18 protein-coding genes are annotated in these 19,580 nt (G+C 62.1%); 7 read left to right on the plus strand and 11 right to left on the minus strand.

Features of this window, described 5'->3' with window-relative positions:
- Positions 1 to 156: 156 nt before the first annotated feature.
- Positions 157 to 426 (minus strand): hypothetical protein, encoded by a 270-nt coding sequence (locus NKJ94_RS21935; RefSeq protein ID WP_352527737.1) that lies wholly within the window; start codon positions 424 to 426, stop codon positions 157 to 159.
- Here NKJ94_RS21935 and NKJ94_RS21940 point away from each other — a divergent pair.
- The 4 genes from NKJ94_RS21940 (at position 425) to NKJ94_RS21955 (ending at position 6,341) form a co-directional block, all read left to right on the plus strand.
- Positions 425 to 1,399 carry an ABC transporter substrate-binding protein gene (locus NKJ94_RS21940; RefSeq protein ID WP_352527739.1) on the plus strand — a complete coding sequence of 325 codons (975 nt, stop codon included), beginning with the start codon at positions 425 to 427 and terminating at the stop codon, positions 1,397 to 1,399. The two genes, NKJ94_RS21935 and NKJ94_RS21940, sit on opposite strands and share 2 nt — an antisense overlap.
- Before the next feature lie 73 nt (positions 1,400 to 1,472).
- A complete protein-coding gene (locus NKJ94_RS21945) occupies positions 1,473 to 2,552 on the plus strand; it encodes a quaternary amine ABC transporter ATP-binding protein (protein WP_352527741.1) in 1,080 nt (359 codons plus the stop codon).
- Complete coding sequence (locus tag NKJ94_RS21950; protein ID WP_352527743.1) at positions 2,549 to 4,531, plus strand: ABC transporter permease; 1,983 nt, start codon at positions 2,549 to 2,551, stop codon at positions 4,529 to 4,531. The genes NKJ94_RS21945 and NKJ94_RS21950 overlap by 4 nt, the downstream gene beginning before the upstream one ends.
- A gap of 160 nt (positions 4,532 to 4,691) precedes the next feature.
- Positions 4,692 to 6,341, plus strand: a complete 1,650-nt coding sequence (locus tag NKJ94_RS21955) for a hypothetical protein (RefSeq protein WP_352527745.1) — start codon at positions 4,692 to 4,694, stop codon at positions 6,339 to 6,341.
- Positions 6,342 to 6,464: 123 nt separating this feature from the next.
- On the opposite strand, the gene NKJ94_RS21960 is transcribed toward NKJ94_RS21955, so the two are convergent.
- Genes NKJ94_RS21960 through NKJ94_RS21980 form a run of 5 tightly spaced genes read right to left on the minus strand, consistent with a single transcriptional unit; the run spans position 6,465 to position 11,292 of the window.
- Entirely contained in the window at positions 6,465 to 7,646 is a 1,182-nt protein-coding gene (locus tag NKJ94_RS21960) for a M20 aminoacylase family protein (protein WP_352527746.1), read from the minus strand.
- 45 nt (positions 7,647 to 7,691) lie between these two features.
- Positions 7,692 to 8,465 carry an amino acid ABC transporter ATP-binding protein gene (locus tag NKJ94_RS21965; RefSeq protein WP_352527747.1) on the minus strand — a complete coding sequence of 258 codons (774 nt, stop codon included), beginning with the start codon at positions 8,463 to 8,465 and terminating at the stop codon, positions 7,692 to 7,694.
- A complete protein-coding gene (locus NKJ94_RS21970) occupies positions 8,452 to 9,372 on the minus strand; it encodes an amino acid ABC transporter permease (protein WP_352527749.1) in 921 nt (306 codons plus the stop codon). The genes NKJ94_RS21965 and NKJ94_RS21970 overlap by 14 nt, the downstream gene beginning before the upstream one ends.
- 40 nt (positions 9,373 to 9,412) lie before the next feature.
- A complete protein-coding gene (locus tag NKJ94_RS21975) occupies positions 9,413 to 10,282 on the minus strand; it encodes an ABC transporter substrate-binding protein (protein WP_352527751.1) in 870 nt (289 codons plus the stop codon).
- Positions 10,283 to 10,311: 29 nt separating this feature from the next.
- Positions 10,312 to 11,292: a substrate-binding domain-containing protein gene (locus tag NKJ94_RS21980; RefSeq protein WP_352527753.1), complete on the minus strand. Its 981-nt coding sequence runs from the start codon at positions 11,290 to 11,292 to the stop codon at positions 10,312 to 10,314.
- Positions 11,293 to 11,444: 152 nt separating this feature from the next.
- On the opposite strand from NKJ94_RS21980, the gene NKJ94_RS21985 reads away from it, so the two are divergent.
- Positions 11,445 to 12,734 (plus strand): aminotransferase-like domain-containing protein, encoded by a 1,290-nt coding sequence (locus NKJ94_RS21985; protein WP_502896025.1) that lies wholly within the window; start codon positions 11,445 to 11,447, stop codon positions 12,732 to 12,734.
- A 31-nt stretch (positions 12,735 to 12,765) separates the two neighbouring features.
- On the opposite strand, the gene NKJ94_RS21990 is transcribed toward NKJ94_RS21985, so the two are convergent.
- Positions 12,766 to 14,124 carry a trimethylamine monooxygenase gene (locus NKJ94_RS21990; RefSeq protein WP_352527756.1) on the minus strand — a complete coding sequence of 453 codons (1,359 nt, stop codon included), beginning with the start codon at positions 14,122 to 14,124 and terminating at the stop codon, positions 12,766 to 12,768.
- Positions 14,125 to 14,382: 258 nt separating this feature from the next.
- On the opposite strand from NKJ94_RS21990, the gene NKJ94_RS21995 reads away from it, so the two are divergent.
- Positions 14,383 to 15,102, plus strand: coding sequence for a helix-turn-helix domain-containing protein (locus NKJ94_RS21995; protein WP_352527758.1), 720 nt, complete (start codon positions 14,383 to 14,385; stop codon positions 15,100 to 15,102).
- A gap of 169 nt (positions 15,103 to 15,271) precedes the next feature.
- Here the strand turns inward: NKJ94_RS21995 and NKJ94_RS22000 are convergent, their stop codons facing one another.
- The 4 genes from NKJ94_RS22000 to NKJ94_RS22015 are packed head-to-tail and all read right to left on the minus strand — an operon-like array spanning position 15,272 to position 19,028.
- Positions 15,272 to 16,312 (minus strand): heme-dependent oxidative N-demethylase family protein, encoded by a 1,041-nt coding sequence (locus NKJ94_RS22000; protein WP_352527760.1) that lies wholly within the window; start codon positions 16,310 to 16,312, stop codon positions 15,272 to 15,274.
- A gap of 9 nt (positions 16,313 to 16,321) precedes the next feature.
- Entirely contained in the window at positions 16,322 to 17,287 is a 966-nt protein-coding gene (locus NKJ94_RS22005) for a PDR/VanB family oxidoreductase (protein ID WP_352527762.1), read from the minus strand.
- Complete coding sequence (locus NKJ94_RS22010) at positions 17,284 to 17,880, minus strand: dimethylamine monooxygenase subunit DmmA family protein (RefSeq protein WP_352527764.1); 597 nt, start codon at positions 17,878 to 17,880, stop codon at positions 17,284 to 17,286. Before NKJ94_RS22010 ends, NKJ94_RS22005 begins: the two co-directional genes overlap by 4 nt.
- A 14-nt stretch (positions 17,881 to 17,894) precedes the next feature.
- Entirely contained in the window at positions 17,895 to 19,028 is a 1,134-nt protein-coding gene (locus NKJ94_RS22015) for an aminomethyl transferase family protein (protein WP_352527766.1), read from the minus strand.
- Positions 19,029 to 19,283: 255 nt separating this feature from the next.
- Between NKJ94_RS22015 and NKJ94_RS22020 the strand changes: the two genes are divergently transcribed.
- On the plus strand, positions 19,284 to 19,571 hold the full coding sequence (locus NKJ94_RS22020) for a hypothetical protein (protein WP_352527768.1): 288 nt from the start codon (positions 19,284 to 19,286) through the stop codon (positions 19,569 to 19,571).
- The last annotated feature ends 9 nt before the right edge of the window (positions 19,572 to 19,580 follow it).

The following is a 19,580-nucleotide window of genomic DNA, read 5'->3' on the forward strand; positions in this document are numbered from 1 at the left end:
CAACCTTGGCTTTTTTCGAACCGATTTATGGTCCATGTAAAAACGACGGGCCGTGAAATTGGCACCGGCGTTATTCGTTGCGCGACATGAACGTTGGTATATATAATTTCATCCCATGAAAGTGGCTCTGGCGAGTTGCCGAGCCGACAGCTGAGATCATGGGACTCTGATGGTTTGCATCTCAAGACCGGCGATCGATCCGTGGATCACTGCTTTGGCAGCAATCCTTCGGCAATCATGACGCGGCCGGTCCCGCGCCACATCTTCACCAATTTTGGCACCACCCCGTTTTGCGCCGGCATCCGCTTCGGCAGCATTGTGGCGCCGACGGTCTTGCGCAACGACCAGCTTTTCCAACACAATCAAAAAAGACGCAAGAAGGGAACGAACGATAACTTCACTAGAGCTTGACAGGAGAACAAGCATGTCACTTCGGAACATGATTTCGAATTTCTCAATGGGAGCCTTGATACTTACCGCGGCAAGCGCGCTGACCCCTCCGGCCCAGGCGGCGGCGCCGGAATCCAACGACCCGATCAAGATCGCGCTGTTCGACTGGACCAGCGTCAATCTGAACGCCAAGATCCTCGGCGGCATTCTCGAAAAGCTCGGCTACACCGTCGAATATCCGACCGCCGACTATCTCTCCAGCCTGACCACCGGTCTCACCAATGGCGACATCGATGTGGGCATGGAGTTTTGGGACACGACGGCCGGCGAGGCTATGAAGGCCTCGGATGCAACCGGGCAGACCGAACGCCTCGGCAAGCTCGGGCCCAAGGCCAAGGAAGAATGGTGGTTTCCCGAGTATATGAAGGAGAAATGCCCCGGCCTGCCTAACTGGGAAGCGCTGAAAGACCCGAAATGTGCCGAGGCCTTCTCCACCGCCGAAACCGCGCCGAAGGGGCGCTATCTCGGCGGCCCCGTGACATGGGAAGGTTTTGACGACGAACGCGTCGAGGCGCTGAAACTGCCCTTCACCGTCATCCATGCCGGCACCGATGCGGCGATGTTCGCCGAGCTGGAATCGGCCTATCAGCGCAAGGCGCCGATCATGCTGTGGATCTATTCGCCGCATTGGGCGCCGGCCAAATACAAGGGCGAATGGGTCGAATTCCCCGATTATACGACAGAATGCTACAACGACCCGAAATGGGGTGTGAACCCCGATGCGAAATATGACTGCGGCAAACCGCATGGCGAGATCTGGAAATATTCCTGGGCCGGCATGAAGGACAAATGGCCGGTCGCCTACAAGGTCGCGAAGAACTACACCGTCGATACCGACGAGCTCAACAAGATGAGCGGCGAGATCGATCTCGAAGGCAAGACGCCGGAAGACGTCGCCGCCGCCTGGATCGCCGCCCACGAAGCCGACTGGAAAGCCTGGGCTGAGTGACCGTCTGACTGGAAATGCGACGACCCGGCCATTCATGGCCGGGTCTCGATCCCTTATTCCAGAGGACGATTGCATGAGCGATACGATTGAACAGGCGGCGAAAGCAGCGGGCAAGGATGCCCGCCCGATAAAGCTTGCCTGCCGCAACGTCTGGAAGCTGTTCGGCGCGGACGCGGCCAATTTCATTCGCCAGCGCGACGGCAAAGCCAGCATGGCGGACATCGCTGCGGCCGGGCTGGTTGGTGCGGTGCGCGCCGTCGATCTCGAAATCCGCCAAGGCGAGATCTTCATCATCATGGGACTTTCGGGGTCAGGCAAGTCGACGCTGGTGCGCTGCATGTCGCGGCTGATCGAGCCGACCCATGGCAAGGTCGAATTCGAGGGCAAGGATCTGCTCAAGATTTCGGATGCCGCGCTGATCGAGCTGCGACGCCATCGCATGGGCATGGTGTTCCAGAATTTTGCCTTGCTGCCGCATCTGAACGTGCTGGAGAACATTGCCTTTCCCTTGGGCATCCAGGGGCAGGACCGGCCGACGCGCGAGAAGCGGGCCCGCGAAGTCATCGAACTGGTCGGCCTGCGCGGCCGCGAGCATTTCTATCCGCGCGAGCTTTCCGGCGGCCAGCAGCAGCGTGTCGGCATCGCCCGCAGCCTCGCCACCAAGCCGGAAATCTGGTTCCTCGACGAGCCGTTCTCGGCGCTCGATCCGCTGATCCGCCGCGAGATGCAGGACGAGCTGATGCGGCTGCAGACCATGCTGCACAAGACCATCGTTTTCATCACCCATGATTTCGACGAGGCCATCCGGCTGGCCGATCGTATCGCCATCATGAAGGACGGCGAGGTCATCCAGATCGGCACGCCGGAAGAGCTGGTGGTTAACCCGGCGACCGACTATGTCGCCGAATTCACCCGCGACGTCGACCGCGCCAAGGTGATCTCGGCCAAAAGCCTGATGCGCGCCTGCGACGGCGCTGAGCATGGCGGCACGGTCGCGCCGGATGCCAAGATCGCCAGTTTCTCGGCAAGCATCGTTTCGGCCGGCAAGCCATTCGCGGTGGTCAACGGCACCGGCAAGCCGATCGGCGAGGTCACGCCGCAAGCGGTGATCGATCTTCTTGCCGGCATAGAGCGCCCGGGAGCCGGCGCATGACGGTCACGGCAAGCGCCAGCGCAGCGAGGCCCCGGCAGGTTCAGACCTGGCTGGCGATCTGGGGCTGCGCGCTTGCCGCCGTGCTTGTCGTGTTCCTGCTGCAGGAAAGCCTGCCGTGGGCGGTCAATTACCCGGCCGATGCGGTCGTTCCCGTCGCCGACTGGGTCAGTGCGCTGATGACCTGGGTGAAATCGAACTTCTCTTGGCTGACGCGCTCGATCACTGCGGTGCTTGGCGTGCCGCTCGATTTCGCGCTCAATCTTCTGGCCAAGAATTTCAAGATCGGCCATGGCGCGGATATGATCGTCTTGCCGCGCTTATCCTGGATCGGCGTCTGCGCTGCCGCCTACCTTGCCGGGCGCGCCGCCGGCGGCTGGAAGCTGGGTGCGCTGGTCGGCGGCTGCTTTGTCTACATCGCGCTGTTCGGGCAGTGGACCAGCGCCATGCTGACGCTGGGCTTGATCTCGATCGCCGTGCCGTTCTGCATCGTCACCGGCCTGTTCGCCGGCATCTGGGCATGGCGCAAGCCTTGGGCCGAGAGGTTATTGATCTCCCCTGCCCTCGATTTGATGCAGACGATCCCAACCTTCGCCTATCTCATCCCGATGCTGCTCCTGTTCGGCAACAGCCCGGTTTCGGCGATGATCGCGACGGCAATTTTCGCGACGCCGCCAATGGTGCGGGCGACGATGCTGGGATTGTCGCGGGTGCCGTCGGAGATCGACGATTTCAGCGAGATGGCCGGCTGCACGGCGCGGCAGAAACTGTGGCGCGTGCTGTTGCCGTCGGCGCGGCCGACGCTGATGGTCGGCGTCAACCAGGTGATCATGCTGGCGCTCAACATGGTGATCATCGCGTCGATGATCGGTGCCGGCGGCCTCGGCTACGACGTGCTGCTGGCGCTACGCGCGCTCAAGGTCGGCGAGGCGATGGAGGCCGGCCTCGCCATCGTCGCGCTGGCCATTGCGCTCGACCGGCTGAGCCAGGCGATCGCCCACAATCACGCCAAAGGCCATGTCTATCAGGACGTGAGCCCGAGCTTCTGGCGTCGCTATCCCAATCTGACACTGGCCATCGTCATCGTTGCGGCCACGACGCTGCTTGGCCTGTTCGTGCCGGCCTTCGCGGCAGTGCCGAAGGTGATCACCTTCACCACCGCGCCTGTGTGGAAGGCGGCGGTGAACTGGATCACCATCAACTTCTTCGACACGATCGAAGCCTTCCGCGTGGCGCTTATCCTCAATGTACTGAACCCGGTGCGCGCCTTCTGCGAGGGCTTTCCGTGGCTGGGCGCGGTGTTCCTGCTCGGCCTTGCCGGATACCAGCTCGGCGGCCTGCGCCTGGCCGCCCTGGTCGCGGCATTGACCGGGTTCTGCGCCGTCACCGGCCTGTGGGAAAAGACCATGGCGACGGTCTATCTCTGCGGCATCTCGGCCTTCATCGCTTGCCTGATCGGCATCCCGATCGGGCTGATGGCATCGCGCAGCGACCGCTTCGAAAAGATCGTCACGCCGGTCATCGACACGCTGCAGGTGCTGCCGTCGTTCTGCTTCATCATCCCTGTGGTGATGCTGTTTCGGGTCGGCGACGTCACCGCGATGATCGCCACCGTCGCCTTTGCCGTGGTCCCGGCCATCCGCTACACCAATCACGGCATCAGGCAGGTGCCGCCGGCGCTGATCGAGGCGGCGAAAGTGTCCGGCTGCACCAAGCGCCAGACGTTCTTTCGCGTGCAACTGCCGCTGGCGTTGCCGGAGATCATGCTGGGCGTCAACCAGACCATCCTGATGGCGCTGGCGATGATCATCATCTGCGCCATGGTCGGCACCCGCGATCTCGGCCAGGAGGTGTTCATCGCGCTGTCCAAGGCCGATTCCGGCCGCGGCATCGTCGCCGGCCTGGCCATTGCCTTCATCGGCATCGTCGCCGACCGGCTGTTCAACGCCTGGACGGCGAAGGCAAGAGCGAGGCTGGGCTAGCCAAAATCAAAACTCAATCAGCTGGCTGTCGCCAAGGGCGCGGCGGTGATGAGCTACCGACCCCCTTATGCCCAGAGACATAGCCCTTTGTGATTATTGCTCGCTCTTGCCTAACAGCATAGGGCTGTGATGGGTGGGGTAGGCTCAGCAGGAGGGTACAATGTCTAAACGCGTTCCTTTTACTTCCGGCGATCTGGTGGATCGTCAATGGGGTACCGATGACATCCTCACTAGCGACCTGGCTACAGCTATCTTAATCGGCGACGCTGGCGGCAGCATGTTCGATTTTTCTAAGGGCGGCAACGACACCTTCACGGCGCTGCCAATCTCCACAACCACTACTGCCTACGGTGATGCTGGCGACGATATGTCGGACCACAGCAAGGGCGGCAACGACACTTTCACGGGCGCCTCGCTAGGCACCTACATTTTCTACGGTGACGCCGGCGGCAACATGTTCGGTCACGCCCAGGGCGGCGACGACAGTTTTAGGGCCGAGGGCGACTCCTTCAACACTTTTTACGGCGACGCCGGCGGCGACATGTCTGACCACAGCAAGGGCGGCAACGATACCTTCAGCAGTGAAGTGGGTAGACGGGTAGACAACACTTTCTACGGTGACGCCGGCGGCAACATGTTCGGCTATGCCCAGGGCGGTGACGACACTTTCGTGACCAGCACTGTACAAGGAGCTGACCACACCTTCTACGGTGATGCGGGCGGCGAAATGTCGGATCACAGCAAGGGGGGCAACGACACCTTCCAGGGCTCCAAAGAGGCCAACAACATTTTCTTCGGTGACGCCGGCAGCAACTTGTCAGGCAATGCGCAGGGCGGCGACGACAGTTTCACGACCAGGACCGACTCCTTCAACACTTTCTACGGCGATGCCGGCGGCGATATGTCGGACTACAGCAAGGGTGGCAACGATACCTTCACGGGTAGCTTCTTTTCCACCAACACTTTCTTCGGCGACGCCGGCGGCAACATGTCTGACCATGCTCAGGGCGGCGACGACCATTACACAGACACGGGTGGGGAGATCGGGAGCAAAACTCTTTATGGCGATGCGGGCGGCGATCTTTCCGGTTTTGCCGCGGGCGGCAACGACAACGTCACGAGCGCGGGTGGCTCGGAGATAACTTTCTACGGCGACGCGGGCGGCAGTATGTCCGACCATGCGCTTGGGGGCGATGACGTGGCCGTGCTGCAAGGCACCCATAATTTGGGGTATGGCGACGCTGTCACGACGCTCGGCAGCGCTGTGGGCGGCAATGACACCCTGACCGGCGGGGACAAAAGCGCCTTTCCTGATGTTCTAAACGAGTTATACGGCGACGCGCGCGCTATGTCCGGTTCCGCCCAGGGCGGCAACGACATTCTTACCGGGGGCCAGAACAGCGAAAGCGGCCAGCTCCGTAACTTCCTGTGCGGCGACGCTTTACAAATGTCCGGTTCGGCCAAGGGCGGAAACGATACCCTGTACGCTGGGAGCGCGGCACCCGGTTGCACAGTCATCAATGACATGTGGGGTGACGGGCAACTGAGCGAGTTCGCTCAGGGCGGCAGAGACCAATTCATATTCAAGGACGATGGTTCCATGACGGTCGGAACCCAAAACACCATCTACGATTTCAGCCAGACCCAAGGCGACACTATCGTGTTTAGTGGCGTGGAGGGCGTGCAATCGTTCGATGATCTCACCATTGCGCAAAGTGGAACCAGCACCATCATTACCGCAGGAGTCGATCAAGTTACTCTCGCAAACTTTACGAACACGCTGACAACGAGTGACTTTTTGTTCGTCTGAGAGCGAAACTCTTATCCTATTCGAAGAGGCGGAATGCGGTGAGAGTTCGTTGAGGATCGTCGCACGGCCGGTCGGCCAATTCTGCTCGGCCGGCCGTTCGACAATCCAAGCCGCAGGGATGGATCAAGCGGCCAAGAATCTCTCGGTCAATCGAGCCCAGAGCGCTGCGCCGACGGTCAAATTGCCGTCGTTGAAATCGTATTTCGAGCTGTGCAGGATGGCTGAATCCTCGCCGTTGCCGAGGCGGAGGAAGCAACCGGGTTTGTGCTCGAGGAAATAGGAAAAGTCCTCACTGCCGGGGATCAACGGGCAGACGGATACCTTGTCCTGACCAACGAGTTCGACAGCGACGTCTGTCGCGAAGGACGTCTCGCCCTCGGAATTGATCACCACCGGGTAGCCGCGCTCGTAGTCGATCTCGGCGGTTGCGCCATGCGCTTGCGCCACAAGTGCCACGATGCTGCAAATGCGCTGCTCGAGCCTGTCGCGAATCTCGGCCGAGAACGACCGGACGCTCAGCGTGATCTCGGCATGTTCCGGGATGACATTGGAGGCCGTGCCGCCGTGAATGGTGCCGACGGTAACGACCGCCGTCTCGATCGGGTTGACGTTGCGCGACACCACCGTCTGCAGGGTCATGATGATGTTGGCGGCAGCGACGATCGGGTCGACCGTCAGGTGCGGACGCGAGGCGTGGCCGCCACGCCCGGTGATCTTGATGGTGACCGTATCGCTCGCCGCCATCAGCGGCCCGGCGCGCATCAGGAACGAACCTGCCGGCGCGCCCGGATGGTTGTGCAGCCCGAATATCGCATCGCAGGGAAAGCGCTCGAACAGGCCGTCGGCGATCATCGCCTGCGCCCCGCTTCCCTTGCCGGCTTCCTCGGCCGGCTGGAAGATGAGGTTCACCGTACCGTTGAAATGCCGTGTGCGCGCCAGGTATTCGGCGGCGCCCAACAGCATCGTGGTGTGGCCGTCATGGCCGCAGGCGTGCATCTTGCCGCTGGCTTGGCTGGCGTAGGGGAGATTGGTCGCTTCGGTGATCGGCAAGGCATCCATGTCGGCGCGGATGGCGATGCTGCGGCCGGCACCTTGGCGCAAGCGGCCGACGACCCCGAGCCCGCCGACATTGCGCGTCACCTCGTAGCCCCAGCTTTCGAGCCGTTCAGCCACGAAAGCAGCCGTTTCGTGCTCCTGGAAGGAAAGTTCGGGATATGCGTGCAGGTGCTGACGAGCCGCCGCAAGCTCGGCGGCCTTGTCGTTGAAATCGGAAATGTTGGCGAACTGGTTGGAGGTCTTTGGCATGGGAGGTCCTTTGCCGGCCGAGCAGGTAATCGCGCCGGCTTTGCTTTAGATGAAACGGCTCAAGAAAGCCCGCGTGCGCGGGTGCTTGGGTTTGGCGAGAACCTCGTCCGGAGGCCCGGCCTCGATCACATTGCCGTCGTCCATGAACACCACCCGATCCGCCGCCTCGCGGGCAAAGCCGATCTCATGCGTGACCACGATCATGGTCAAGCCCTGCTTGGCGAGATCGCGCATGGTGGCGAGCACCTCGCCGACCAGCTCTGGATCGAGCGCCGATGTCGGCTCGTCGAAGAGCATCAATTTCGGGCGGATGGCGAGCGCACGGGCAATGGCGACGCGCTGTTGCTGGCCGCCTGAAAGCTGGCGCGGATAGGCATCGATCTTGTCGGCGAGACCGACACGGGTCAGCAGTTCGCGGCCGTAGCCGACCGCCTCCTTGCGGCTCTGCCGGTGGACGCCGACCGGAGCCTCGATGACGTTCTGCAGGGTCGTCATGTGCGGATAGAGGTTGAACTGCTGGAACACCATGCCGATCTTGCGCCGCTGCGCGGCGATCGCCCGGTCGGAGAGCTTGTCGAGGTGGCCGTTGTGCAGCCGGTAGCCGATCTGCTCGCCGTCCACCTCGATCGACCCCCGGTCGATCGCCTCCAGATGATTGATGCATCGCAGGAACGTTGATTTGCCGGAGCCGGACGGCCCGAGAATTACCACCACCTCGCCAGGCGCGACGTCCAGATCGATGCCCTTCAGCACCTCGAGCGGGCCGAACGCCTTGTGAACGTTGCGAGCCCGAACCAGGGGCGTGTCATGCGCGCTCATTGGCGGCCTCCAGGGTGGCGGTCGCTGTCTTCTCGCGGGCGCCGCGGTCGCCGCGGCTGTAGTGGCGCTCGATCGCGCCCTGCGCGACGTTGAGAACCGAGGTGATCAGCAGGTACCACAGCACCGCAACCATCAGCAGCGGAATGATTTCGAAGGTGCGGTTGTAGATCGATTGCACCGAATAGAGCAGGTCGGCCATGGCGATGACGCTGACGAGCGACGTCGCCTTGATCATGCTGATCAGCTGATTGCCGGTCGGCGGCACGATCGACCGCATCGCCTGTGGGATGATGATGCGCCGTAAAGCCCTGGCGCGAGTCATGCCGAAGGCTTCAGCCGTTTCGGCCTGTCCCTTGTCCACCGAGAGCAGTCCGCCGCGGATGATCTCAGCCATATAGGCGGCCTCGTTCAGCGCCAGACCAAGGATAGCGGCCGTCAAAGGCGTGATCAGGTCGTTGGTGTTCCAACTCGCGAAACCGACGGAAATGCGCGGAAAGAGCGTCGAAAGGTTGTACCACAAGATGAGCTGCACCAGCAGCGGTGTTCCCCGGAAGAACCAGATGAACAGTCCGGAGAGAAAGGATGCCAGCCTGTCCTTCGACATGCGCGCGATGGCGAGCAGCAGGCCGAGCACGATGCCGAGGATCATCGCCACGACCGTCAGGCCGAGCGTCACCGAAAGCCCCTGCATGACCGTGGGATCGAAGAAATACTGGGCGACCACCGGCCAACCGAAATTCGGATTGACCGCAACGATATAGGCGAAGCCGGCCGCTACCGCGACGGTGAATGCCCAGAGCGCCAGCCGGACAAGCGGAAACGGCCGGTGGGCTCGTTTGACGTCGCGGAGCGCGTCGTCGGGACGTTGCGGCACCCCGGCCGCGTAAGCAGCGGTCGCGTCGGTCATAGCATCCTCAACTTGGGCTTTCCTCTATTGGCGCTGGCCTCTACTGGCCCTGATTGATGCCGGGCATCTCGATCATGTTTTTCTCCAAACCCCACTTCTTCATGACCGCGGCATAGGTGCCGTTCTTCATCAGGATCTTGAACGCGTCGAGCAGCACGCCGCCCAGCGGCGAGCCCTTCTTGACGACGGCGCCTTGATAGATGTCCTTGAAGCCGTTGGCTTGGCCGACACCGGAGAGTTCCAGCTGGCCCTTCGCCTGCTCGACGAAATAGGTCAGCGGCGCTTGCGAGGAGAAGAATGCGTCGGAGCGCTTCGACCGGACGGCCAGAATCGAACTCGGCTGATCGGTGAAGGACTGCACCTCGACAGCCGGCTTGCCGCCCTCGGTGCATTTCTGCGCTTGCTGCTTGATGACCTTTTCAGCCGACCCGCCCGACATGACGGCGATGCGCTTGCCGCAAGCGGTGTCGAGCGACGTGATGCCTTGCGGATTGCCCTTCTCGACGGCGAAGACGACGTATTCGCGCACCCAATCGATGAAGTCGTTGGATTTCTGGCGGTCGGGATAGTCGCCGACAGGTCCCATCGCGAACTGATAACGGCCGGCATTGATGCCGCTCAGCAAAGCTGGCAGGCCAGCAACCGAGGCGTGATCGACCTCAACGCCGAGCAGCTGGCCGATGGCGTCCGAAATATCCTTGGTCGCTCCCGATAGTTCGGTGCCGGTGACGATCTCATAGGGCGGGAACGAGCCGTTGTTGACAGCGGTGATCTTTCCTGCGGTCCTGATCTCTTCCGGTAGCCGGCCTCGCAAGTCCTCGTTCACCGATTGTTTCTGGGCGTCCTGGGCAAAGCTGGCCTGCGCCAGCATGGTGACGAGCGAGGCGAATATGAAGCTGATTGTCCTCATGGCATTCTCCTGTCCTTGGTTGCGCGTTGTCAGGCTGCGGTGGCCCGCGACCTGGCCTCAAAAGGAAACAAGGCTTCGGCGGAAATCCGTTCCGCCAGAATGCCTTGGGTATGTAGCTCCGTGACGAAATCCTCGATCATGCGTCGATTGGCGGGCAGGCCGCTGGCGTTCCATGAAGCAGGCAGGTCGCGTCCCGCATGGAGCAGCTCCTCGAGGATCCAGGGCGAGGTGTCGGCATATTTGCGGCGCTTGCCGGTCCAGACGCGCTGGCTTTCATCGATCAGCCTGGCGAGTTCCTGCGGCAGCCAGGGGTGTTCCCTGGCCACGGCGGACTTGACGGCGACCAGATGCATGCCGGGCACATAACCGACGTCGGCGAAATAGGCGCGTTCAGCCGCGCGAAAATCGCGCAGCACTTGCCGGAAGCCGGAAGCCGGGCCGAAAAAGCCGGCCGGCATGAAGGGTGTGAAAACGGCGTCCAGCGCGCCTTCCGCCAGCAGCTCCATCATCGGGCGGTCGCCCGGCGCAGCTTCGATCCGGCCCGGCCTGCCGAAACCATCGAGCCGGTCGGTGATCGGGTGCTCTGACGTCAGCCTGCCGGCGAACCAGTAGGCGTCCTCGACGCCGACACCTTCCCGGCGAAGTGCCGCTCGCGTCCATGTGTTGCCGGAATCGCGCCAGCCGGTCACGCCGATGCGTTTGCCGGCAAGGTCGGAGAGCCGTTCCAGCGGGCTTGATTGGACGGTGATGATGCAGCGGTGGCGGAATCCGCGCATGATGAAACACGGTAGTCCAACCACCGTATCGACGCCCGACGCCATGGCCGACACATAACGGCTGAATGAGACCTCCGCCGCATCGTAGTTCGGATCGCTGCCGAGATCCGGGATCAGCGTGGCGACGCGGTCAACATTCACCGACAGGCGGCTGGAGGTGACATCGCCCAGGATCAAGGGAGTGAGATAATCCCAGTCGCGGGTGGCTATCGTGATGGAGACGGGCGTTGGCATGATCTTCAAAGCTATGTTTGACCGGCGATTGGTAAATGTTTATTTTTGGCCGATCAAATGTTATTATGTTACTGAACATTCACCCCCAACGATTGCCGATGCCAATGAATTTCGATGCGGAATGGTTTGCTGAACGCCTCGGCGACCGCACGATGCGCGGCATCGCGCGCGAAACCAGCGCGCTGATCAGAAGCGGCGCGCTGCCTGTCGGCGCGAAGCTTCCGCCGGTTCGCGATCTGGCCTATGTGCTCGGTGTCAGTCCGGCGACGGTCTCGCAGGCGTGGAGCGAGCTTCGGCGCTACAAGATCATCGGCGGCCGCGGACGCAACGGCACCTGGATCATGGGCAACCGCTTTGCCGCCCGGCCCGAGCGGCACATGAGCGGCGGTAATTACGGCGTGGACGTTCTGAACCTGGCGATCGCGGAACCCGATGTGAGGCTCTTGCCGCCGCTCGACATCGCACTGGCGCATGGCGCGCGCGCCGAAAAGCTCAACAGCTACGAGCGGGTGCGCATCCTACCCGAGCTGGAAGCCGCGGTGCGCCCGTCATGGCCGTACGATCCCGGCGCGTTCCTGGCCACCAATGGCGGGTACAACGCCATTTACACACTGCTGCATGCGCTGGTCCCGCCGGGGGCGCCGGTGGCCATTGAGAACCCCACGGCGCTTCGCCTGCTCGACATCCTCGAAGATCTCGATGTGCCGATCATCCCGGTGGAATGCGACAGTGACGGCCCCTTGCCAGAGGCACTCGCAAACGCTCTGCGGCAGCGGCCTGTCGCATTCCTGTTCCAGCCGCGCGTCCATTCGGTGACCGGCGCCTGCATGTCATCGGCGCGGCTCGAGGCCATCGGCGACCTGCTGGCCGGCACCGACGTGCTGATTGTCGAAGATGACGGCGTTGGCGATATTGCCGAGGCGCCGCGCATTTCGCTTGGCCGGCGTTTTCCCGATCGCGTCATCCATATCCTGTCCTATTCCAAGACCCATGGCCCGGACCTGCGGCTCGCCGTACTGTCCGGATCGGCGACGATCGTCGAACAGATCCAGTCCTATCGCAGCTTCAGCTCGGGATGGACCAGCCGCATCCTGCAGGCGGCCACTGCCTGGCTGCTGCAAGACCCGGCCACGGCCGCGCTGGTGGAGCAGGCAAAGGAAGTGTACCGCCGCCGCCGGGAGCGGCTGGCCGGCGAACTGGCGAAACGCAATGTCGGGATCGACGCCGGACACGGTCTCAGCGTCCTCATTCCGGTTGCTTCGGAACCTTACGCGATGGTGACGCTGGCCGCACACGGCATCGCGGTCCATGCCGGGGCGAAGTTTTCGACCGGAAAGACGAGCGCCGTCCGCGTCGCGACGAGCATCCTGAGCGAGGAGCACCTTGAGCACGTCGCGGATTCCCTGGCGCTGGCAGCCGACCCGGCACGGGAGGTCAGCTGAGGCAGGCCAACTGCTCGTTCGGAACCAAAGCCTACTCCGCCGCGACGCCCTTCACCTCGAGATAGCTCTCCATTGAATCGTCCATCGCCTGCAGCCAGGGCGTGTGGTGCAACGGCGCCATCGTGCCGGTCATTAGCGAGCGATAGGCATGGTCGCGGAAGCCCATAATGTCTTGCGCCTTGTGGTGCTCCCACTCCATGAAGGTCTGATTGACAGCCTCCACGTCGAAGCCTGGATAGTCGGTCTGCTCCATCAGCTCCTTGGTGTAGTCGCCCTGGAACCAGATCATCTGCTCGGCGTCTTCCAGCGTCTCCTCGCGCGCCCGCCACTTTTTGCCGTGCTCCGCCATCGCTTCGGCCGAAGGTAGCTTGATGCGGCCCATGATGACGTCGCGCGCGAACCAGGCCTGCGCGTCGAACATGTTGAAGGTGTAGAACTGGTCCTGCATGCCGATATAGAAAAGCTTCGGGTTCTTCTCCCAGACGACACCTTCGTAGAGCCCGTCCGGCCACATGCGATTGGCGGTCTTGAGCTTCAGATCCTCGGTGAGGAACGGGAAGGAGTGGAGATAGCCGGTGCACAGGATGATGGCGTCGACATCCCTCGTGCTGCCGTCCTTGAAATGCGCGGTCTTGCCAACGACCTTCTGCAGCAGCGGCACTTCCTTCCAATTGTCCGGCCATTTGAAACCCATCGGCTTCGAGCGGTAGCTGGAGGTGATCGATCTGGCGCCGTATTTGTAGCATTGCGAGCCGATGTCCTCGGCCGAATAGGAGCGGCCGATGATCAAGATGTCCTTGCCCTTGAATTCCATGGCGTCGCGGAAATCGTGGCTGTGCAGGATACGGCCGTTGAAGGTCGAGAAGCCCTCGAAATAGGGGACGTTGGGCACGGAAAAATGCCCCGAGGCGACGACGACGTTGTCGAACTCTTCAGAATAAGTGACGTCGTTAGTGCGGTCATGCGCGGTGACGGTGAACTTCTTCGTCGTTTCGGAAAAGGTGACCATGCGCACCGGGCTGTTGAAGCGCACCCATTGGCGCACGCCGGATTTTTCGACGCGGCCCTTGATGTAGTCCCACAGCACGGCACGCGGCGGATAGGAGCCGATCGGCCGGCCGAAATGCTCCTCGAACGTGTAGTCGGCAAATTCCAGGCACTCCTTCGGGCCGTTCGACCAGAGGTAACGGTACATCGAGCCATGCACCGGATCGCCGTGCTCGTCGAGGCCGGTGCGCCAGGTGTAGTTCCACAGGCCGCCCCAGTCGGACTGCTTTTCGAAGCAGACGATTTCGGGAATGTCGGCGCCCTTGTCGGCAGCCGACTTGAAGGCCCGGAGCTGGGCCATGCCGGACGGTCCGGCTCCGATGACGGCAACACGACTTTTCATTCCGGGCCTCCCGATCTCATTTCCCTAACGAAACAAATTTCACTGACAGGACAGTAATTGCCCCTTCGATGCTGTCAACAGGCCTTATGGTGAAACCTCGTTTCATCACGCTGGATTTCCACGCGACGCCGGCCTCCGACGAAATCCGGACAGCGTGCAATTCGACAGGAGTGGCTTGCCGTCGCAGTTGCACTTCTGTATCGGCACCGAATATGTTCACCGTGAGTGAAATAAATCCGCAGAGTCCGGGGTGGCGACATGGCGAAGAAGGCCGATCTTAAGAATGGGGCAGTCCCCGCCAAGGCGAAGCCGTCGCCGAAAGGCGTGGCAGCCGACAGACGAACGATCCGGACGCCGCTGACCCAGGACCCGCACGCCGTTCGCGACATCCGCGAAAAAGTGCTGGAAGTCGCGATCGGTCGCGAGGTGCGGGCATTCCGCAAAAAGCTCGGCATCACCGTCGCCGATCTGGCGGTCGCCACCGACATTTCGCTTGGCATGCTGTCGAAGATCGAGAACGGCATCACCTCGCCGTCACTGACCACCTTGCAGGCGCTGTCGCGGGCGCTCGGCGTTCCCGTCACCGCCTTCTTCCGCCGCTTCGAGGAGGAGCGCAGCGCCGTCTTCGTCAAGGCCGGCGAAGGGCTCGATGTCGAGCGCCGCGGCACACGCGCCGGCCACCAGTACAATTTGCTCGGCCATATCGGCTCGAACACCAGCGGTGTCGTCGTCGAACCCTATCTGATCACGCTGACCGAGGATTCCGACGTGTTTCCGACCTTCCAGCACGAGGGCATGGAGTTCCTCTATATGCTCGAAGGCGAGGTGGTTTACCGGCACGGCAGCAATCTCTACCCGATGAAGCCCGGCGACAGCCTATTCTTCGACGCCGACGCGCCGCATGGCCCGGAAGTGCTGACGCAACTGCCGATGCGCTATCTCTCGATCATCTGCTATCCGCAGAGCAGCGCGGGCTGAGAGCGGGACGCAAGCAGACCCCTCACCCGGATTGCCAACCGAATTGCAAAGGGCAATTCGGGGCAATCCGACCTCTCCCGAGGGGAGAGGAGGTCGCAAACGCCGGCGCCAGCCTCTTCTCCCCAGCGGGGAGAAGGTGGCCCGAAGGGCCGGATGAGAGGGACTCGCTTCAATCAGACCCAAAGCCCGGGCTCGTCGGGCTGCCATCATCCAGCTTCGATAACCACTCGACCAGCGTCGGGCGATAGCGCGTCAGACCCTTGTAGTTGGCGAGTTCGTCGGGAAGGTCGCGGATGACGCGGTGCAGGCGCCGTGCCCATTTCGGCTGCGTCACCAGCTCGTCCATCTTGATCAGATAGCAGCGGATCGGGAAGACGATCGCATTCGAGCGCGGCAGCCGCCAGAAGCTCTGCAGCTCGACGCGCAGATGGACCTTGTCGCCGACGTTTTCGGGCGTCACCGTGGTCCGGTCCGGGCCCCATTTGTGGTAATTTTCCGGGCTGGTGTCGAGGCGCGGATTGATCGTCATCGTCCAGTTCAGCCGGCGTGCGGGTTTGCCCTGCTGGATGTTGGTGAGGAATTTTAGCGCCCGGACGAATATGCCCTTCTCATGCGCCAGCGGCACCGGCGCGTGCCATTCGAAGAAGTTCATGCCGATGTCGAAATCGAGCGACCAGTCGGCCTGGGTGGTGACCATGCCGGCATCCATCCACAGATTGCCGTCGCGCTGGTCGAGGATGCAGAAATCGCCTTGGCTCTGGCGCGTGATGTACTCCATCGGCCCATAAGGCAGCGTCGAGACGTCGCCGAAGGTGAAACTGTCGTCGATGCCGAGCGGCCGGTTGATCCAGCGCCAGCGGTCGCTGTCGCGCGTCAGCGTGAAATGCTCGGGATAGCCCAGCGCCTGCTGTTCCATCAAAAGCTCGAGCAGATCCCAGCCGGCCAGCGTCATGTGCGGCAGCGACTGACATCGCAGCGGGTCTTCGGTAAGCACCAGCGCGCGGTCCTGCATTTCGGCGACGTAGTGCTCGTCGACGTCGATCAGGTTCTTCAGCACGCTGCCCTTCGGCCCGACGACATGCGGCTCGATGTTGACCGCATACATGTAGCTGTCTTCGTGGAACGGAAACGGGAACCGCCTGATGTGCTCCGGACTATTCCCAAAGGTGAAGTCGTCGCGGAACGTTTCCTTGCGAAAGGTAATGCCCAAGCTCGCCTCCTATCTTTCCAGCACCAGAGACCTGCCTTCGAAGCGCGACACGCAGGGCATGATCTTGCGGCCGCAACGGTGGTCTTCCTCGCTCAGCCAGTGGTCGTTGTGGATGAATTTGCCGTCATGCGAAATGACGTTGGTCTCGCATTGGCCGCAGACGCCGCCGCGGCAGAGATAGGGCGGGTCGACGCCGGCCGCCTCGATCGCCTCGAGCAGGCTCTGCTGCTCGTCGACGCGGATCGTCCTGCCGCTGACAGCCAGCGTCACGTCGAAGGGCGCGCCGGGCTGCGGTGCCGCGAAATGCTCGAAATGGACGGTTTCCGTCGGCCAGCCCAAGGCAGCGGCACGGTCGCGAACCCAGCCGATCATGCCCGACGGCCCACAGACATAGAGATGGGTGCCGAGCGGCTGCGACGACAGCAGCCGGTCGAGCTCGATGCGTTCGTCGCGGTCGTCGTGATAGAGCCTGATCCGGCGGTCGTAGCGCTCTCTCAGCAGATCGGCATAGGTGCCGAGCGAGGCTGTGCGGCAAGTGTAGTGCAATTCGAAATTGCCGCCTTCCGCCGCCAGCTGCGCGGTTTGCGCCATGAACGGGGTGATGCCGATGCCGCCGGCCAGCATCAGGTGCTTTCTGGCGCGCAGATCGAGCGAGAACAGATTGACCGGGTAGCTGACCACCATTTCCATGCCCGGCCTGACATGCCTGTGCATGAACAGCGAGCCGCCGCGGCCGGCGTCGTCGCGGCGCACCGAGATGGTGTATTCGCGGGTGTCGAGCGGCGAGCCCATCAGCGAATAGGGATTGAGCCTTGTCCGCTCGCCGTCGCGCATCTCGACAACGACATGGGCGCCGCCGGAAAAGGTCGGCAAAAGCTGGCCGTCGCGCCGGCGGAAATGGAAGCGCGTCACTAGCTCGTTGACCGGAACGACATCGCTGACCACGACGTCGAGCTTGGTGGTGCCGGTGCTCATCGAAAGACCTCCTCGATCGGAGGAATTTCGCTGCGGTCCTCGGCATTGATGCAGACGCCCTGGAAAGCGGCAAGGCGCCGCGAATAGTGATCGCGCACCAGAAGCAAGAGGCCGCAGTGCGAACAGGTCGCCGGCTGCGTCGTCACGTTCTCGGTGATGCCCTTGCAATGGACGCACTGCATGCGGCGCGCCAGCGAGCCGCGATGCTCGGTCTGGATCGAGGTGTGGTCGATGCCGGCTTCGAGCGCCGCCTGCATGGCCTGGCCGATCAGCCCCTCGGTGCCGGCGAGATAGAGCCTGAGGCCCATATGCGCGTTGGCCAGCGTCTGCTTCAGCCGCGGCAGGGCGCTGGCAAAGGAATGGCCGACGTAGAACTGCGCCGGCTTCAATGCTTCGAGCGCATCGGCATATTTGCCATCGCGGCCGGGAATGAAGATGATGTGGGCGCCGCCGAAAAAATCCGCTTGTGCCTTGGCGGCCAGGTCGGCAATCGCCAGCGCGCCCTCAGCATCCGCTACGAAAAGATGATGCTTGCCGGGCTGCGGAGACAGGGTTCCATAGACCGGCCGGCTGATGATGCTTTTCGCTGCCATACGCCCAGTATGCCTCAGCCTTTCGCCGTGCGCTTGGTCTTCTTCGGATCGTCGAACGGAAGCGGCTCGGCGGTTGCGCTGATGGCGCCGCTCTTGTTGCGGATCTCGAGCCTGGTGCCCTGGACCGCGCAGTCGACGTCGAGCCGGGCGATGCCCATCGATTTTTTGACCAGCGGCGAATACATGGCGCAGGTCACCACGCCGACTTGTCTGCCGTCGCGATAGACCGGCGCGCCCTCGTCGGCCGGCTCCTTGCCTTCGAGCAGCACGCCGAAGATCTTGAAGCGCTCCTTGCCCTTGAGGCGATAATGCTCCTCGGCGCCGCGAAATCCTGTCTTGCCCGGGCTGACAGTGAAGTCGAGGCCGAGCTCCCACAGCGTGTCGCCGGGGCCCTCGTTTTCGAACGGGTATTTCTGTGAATTGTCGTAGGGGTAGAACAGGAGGTAGCTCTCGACGCGCAGCATGTCGAGCGTGGTGAAGCGGCACGGGATGATGCCGGCGCTCTTGCCCTCGTCGAGGATCCTGTCCCAGATCGTGCCGGCGTCCTGGCCGCGGCAGAAAATCTCGTAGCCGCGCTCGCCGGTATAGCCGGTGCGCGAGATCATCACCGGAAAGCCGAACAGCTGCGTCTGCATGTGGTGGAAATAGTTGAGGTCGCGAATGCCGGGCACATGCTTTGCCAGATAATCGACGGCGGTCGGGCCTTGCAGCGAAAGGTCGTGCAGATTGTCGTCGAAACGCAGCGAGACATCGCGGCCCTTGGCGGCGCGCTGCAGCTCTTCATGGCCGGTGCCCGAACCATGCACCACCATCCAGGAATTCGGGCCGGTGCGGTATAGGATGCAGTCGTCGGTGAACTTGCCCGCCTCATTCAGCATGCAGGCATAGGCCGACTTGCCGGGATAGATCTTTTCGACGTCGCGCGTCGTCGCCAGGTCGATCAGGTGCGAGGCGTGCGGCCCGGTGATGTGCACCTTCTTCAGGCCGGATACGTCCATCAGCCCGGCCTTGGTGCGGATGGCGATATACTCCTCGTCGGCGTCCTTGTCGTAGGTCCAGGCGGTGCCCATGCCGCTCCAGTCTTCGAGCTTCGAGCCGAGCGCGCGATGGCGGTCCGCAAGGGCCGAAAATCTCCAGGATGCCGTCATCCGCTGGTTCTCCGTTCGAAAAAAGTTTTTGCTTTCCCCTGCTCCCTGCACAGTGGCGGGAGCGTTGCCTGAATATTGATCGCAAACGCCGGGAGCCTGCAATACCCGTAAGCAAATAATTTCATTGTCAGGCAAAATCCGGCGGTCAAACAAACGGTTAACGTTGCGTAAAATCGTCTTGACAATTGCGGAATTCGGACGGAACTTATGAAAAAAATTTCACTCTCTTGAAAGAGAGCGATCGAGGGGAAAACGATGTCCGACATGCAGCAGCGCATTGAAGCACTGTACCGTTCCGACCTTCGTGGATCGGTGCTCCTGATCGTCTGCCTGTGGGCGACGATCCTCTTCGTCCTCTTCATGACATGGCCATACATCCCCGACGCTGGCATCAAGTTCGTCGTCGCGGTCGCCGCTGCCGCCGTGCTGATCTTCAACACGGCCGCGATCCTGGCGATGGTCAACCACTACAAGGAAGACAAGGAGTTCATCTACGGCCTCGACATCAAGCATGCCGACGCCTACCGCAACCGCAAGTCCTGAGGGGGAGAC

Source organism: Mesorhizobium sp. M0060, from assembly GCF_040323155.1.
Taxonomy (GTDB): Bacteria; Pseudomonadota; Alphaproteobacteria; order Rhizobiales; family Rhizobiaceae; genus Mesorhizobium.

Excerpts from the sequence above, each read along its gene's own strand:
- NKJ94_RS21955 (WP_352527745.1), top strand. The coding sequence starts at position 4,692 with ATGTCTAAACGCGTTCCTTTTACTTCCGGCGATCTGGTGGATCGTCAA.
- NKJ94_RS21985 (WP_502896025.1), top strand. The coding sequence starts at position 11,445 with ATGCGCGGCATCGCGCGCGAAACCAGCGCGCTGATCAGAAGCGGCGCG.
- NKJ94_RS22020 (WP_352527768.1), top strand. The coding sequence starts at position 19,284 with ATGTCCGACATGCAGCAGCGCATTGAAGCACTGTACCGTTCCGACCTT.
- NKJ94_RS22010 (WP_352527764.1), bottom strand. The coding sequence starts at position 17,880 with ATGGCAGCGAAAAGCATCATCAGCCGGCCGGTCTATGGAACCCTGTCT.
- NKJ94_RS21940 (WP_352527739.1), top strand. The coding sequence starts at position 425 with ATGTCACTTCGGAACATGATTTCGAATTTCTCAATGGGAGCCTTGATA.
- NKJ94_RS21980 (WP_352527753.1), bottom strand. The coding sequence starts at position 11,292 with ATGCCAACGCCCGTCTCCATCACGATAGCCACCCGCGACTGGGATTAT.
- NKJ94_RS21970 (WP_352527749.1), bottom strand. The coding sequence starts at position 9,372 with ATGACCGACGCGACCGCTGCTTACGCGGCCGGGGTGCCGCAACGTCCC.
- NKJ94_RS21965 (WP_352527747.1), bottom strand. The coding sequence starts at position 8,465 with ATGAGCGCGCATGACACGCCCCTGGTTCGGGCTCGCAACGTTCACAAG.
- NKJ94_RS22005 (WP_352527762.1), bottom strand. The coding sequence starts at position 17,287 with ATGAGCACCGGCACCACCAAGCTCGACGTCGTGGTCAGCGATGTCGTT.
- NKJ94_RS21995 (WP_352527758.1), top strand. The coding sequence starts at position 14,383 with ATGGCGAAGAAGGCCGATCTTAAGAATGGGGCAGTCCCCGCCAAGGCG.
- NKJ94_RS21975 (WP_352527751.1), bottom strand. The coding sequence starts at position 10,282 with ATGAGGACAATCAGCTTCATATTCGCCTCGCTCGTCACCATGCTGGCG.
- NKJ94_RS21960 (WP_352527746.1), bottom strand. The coding sequence starts at position 7,646 with ATGCCAAAGACCTCCAACCAGTTCGCCAACATTTCCGATTTCAACGAC.
- NKJ94_RS22015 (WP_352527766.1), bottom strand. The coding sequence starts at position 19,028 with ATGACGGCATCCTGGAGATTTTCGGCCCTTGCGGACCGCCATCGCGCG.
- NKJ94_RS21935 (WP_352527737.1), bottom strand. The coding sequence starts at position 426 with ATGCTTGTTCTCCTGTCAAGCTCTAGTGAAGTTATCGTTCGTTCCCTT.
- NKJ94_RS21945 (WP_352527741.1), top strand. The coding sequence starts at position 1,473 with ATGAGCGATACGATTGAACAGGCGGCGAAAGCAGCGGGCAAGGATGCC.
- NKJ94_RS21990 (WP_352527756.1), bottom strand. The coding sequence starts at position 14,124 with ATGAAAAGTCGTGTTGCCGTCATCGGAGCCGGACCGTCCGGCATGGCC.
- NKJ94_RS21950 (WP_352527743.1), top strand. The coding sequence starts at position 2,549 with ATGACGGTCACGGCAAGCGCCAGCGCAGCGAGGCCCCGGCAGGTTCAG.